Here is a 1,493-nt window from a genome sequence, read left to right as displayed (position 1 = left end):
CCTCGCCTGGGCGCTGCGCGAGGCCGTCACCAACGTGGTCCGGCACAGCGGCGCCGACCGCTGCGCGGTACGCCTGACGCGCCACGAGACCCTGGACGGCCCGGTGCTCGAACTCACCGTCGAGGACAACGGCTCCGGCGGCTCCGGCAAGGGCCCCGGCAACGGTCTGACCGGTCTGACCGAGCGGCTCCAGAAGGCCGGCGGCACCCTGCGGGCGGGCCGGGTCAGGCAGGGATTCCGGCTGGTCGCCCGCGTGCCGACGACCCCCCTGGCCGACGTAGGATCCGGGGCATGACGAGCACGATCAAGGTCCTGCTGGCCGAGGACCAGTCGATGGTCCGCGAGGCGCTGGCCGCGCTGCTCGGCCTGGAGGACGACATCGAGGTCGTCGCCCAGGCCGCGCGCGGCGACGAGGTCCTCGCCGCCGTCGGCGCGCACGGCGTGGACGTGGCGCTGCTCGACATCGAGATGCCCGGCTGCACCGGCATCGAGGCCGCGGCCCGGGTGCGCCGCGCGTACCCGCACGTCAAGCTGGTCGTGCTCACCACCTTCGGCCGGCCCGGCTATCTGCGCAGCGCCATGGAGGCCGGCGCCGACGCCTTCCTCGTCAAGGACGCCCCCGCCGCCCAGCTCGCCGAGGCGATCCGCAAGGTGCTGGCCGGCGAGCGGGTCATCGACCCCACGCTGGCCGCCGCCGCGCTCGCCGAGGGCGCCAACCCGCTCACCGAGCGCGAACGCGAGGTGCTCCGCGCGGCGGCCGACGGCTCCACCAACGCCGAACTGGCCCAGGCCCTGCACCTGTCCCCGGGCACGGTCCGCAACTACCTGTCGACGGCCATCCAGAAACTCGCGGCCCGCAACCGGGCGGAGGCGGTGCTGATCGCCCGCGAGAAGGGGTGGCTGTAGGGGCGCTCGCTCAGTTGAGCCTGGCGCGCGCGGTGCCCGCCTCCTGCCGGATCCTGCGCGCCGCCGCCTCGTCCACCACCTCGATCAGGTCGGCGTAATGCTCCATCTCCTCGGCGCCCGCCACGAACTGCCCGCTCTGCACCAGCAGTTGCCCGCGCTCGTAACGCAGCCGCGCCGGATGGGAGGGGACGAGCAGCGCCAGTTCCACGGCCCGCAGTCCCACGTCGGAGCGCTCCGGCCGGGCCGCCGCCCACGCCCGCATGTTGTTCAGCACCCGCTGCACGACCTCCAGCGGGGGCGCCGGCTCCAGCACCGAGGGGTCCGGCGGCGCGCCCGTGGCACCCACCACCAGCAGCTCGGCGTCCGTCCCGGTCAGCACCCGCCCGCCCTCGAACGGATCGGCCAGCACCCGGTCCGCCGCCGGTCCGAACCCGACCACGAAGTGCCCCGGCAGCGCGACCCCGTACACCGGCGCCCCGGCCCGGCGCGCGACCTCCAGCCACACCACCGACAGCAGGATGGGCAGCCCGCGCCGCCGCCGGAGCACCTCGTGCAGCAGGGAGGACTCCAGCCGCTCGTAGTCGCCG

At 75.4% G+C, this 1,493-nt stretch carries 2 protein-coding genes and 1 pseudogene; 2 read left to right on the top strand and 1 reads right to left on the bottom strand.

The genetic code is table 11. The annotated features are described in order from the left end of the window. A pseudogene (locus H5J33_RS35010) lies at positions 1-295 on the top strand (sensor histidine kinase); the annotation flags it as partial. Beyond that, positions 292-906, top strand: coding sequence for a response regulator transcription factor (locus tag H5J33_RS35005; RefSeq protein ID WP_181798680.1), 615 nt, complete (start codon positions 292-294; stop codon positions 904-906). The pseudogene H5J33_RS35010 and the gene H5J33_RS35005, both read left to right, overlap by 4 nt. Positions 907-916: 10 nt before the next feature. On the opposite strand, the gene H5J33_RS35000 is transcribed toward H5J33_RS35005, so the two are convergent. Next, positions 917-1,493 (bottom strand): transglutaminase-like domain-containing protein (locus H5J33_RS35000; RefSeq protein ID WP_181798679.1); only part of this gene is annotated, 577 nt, incomplete at its 5' end.

Origin of the sequence: Streptomyces sp. WELS2, assembly GCF_013870595.1 — a bacterium.
GTDB lineage: Bacteria > Actinomycetota > Actinomycetes > Streptomycetales > Streptomycetaceae > Streptomyces.
The sequence above is the reverse complement of the archived record's forward strand: the minus strand, read 5'-3'. Positions and strand labels throughout refer to the sequence as shown.

What these genes read in the sequence shown, in the direction of transcription:
- H5J33_RS35005 (WP_181798680.1), top strand. Translation starts at nt 292, where the DNA reads ATGACGAGCACGATCAAGGTCCTGCTGGCCGAGGACCAGTCGATGGTC.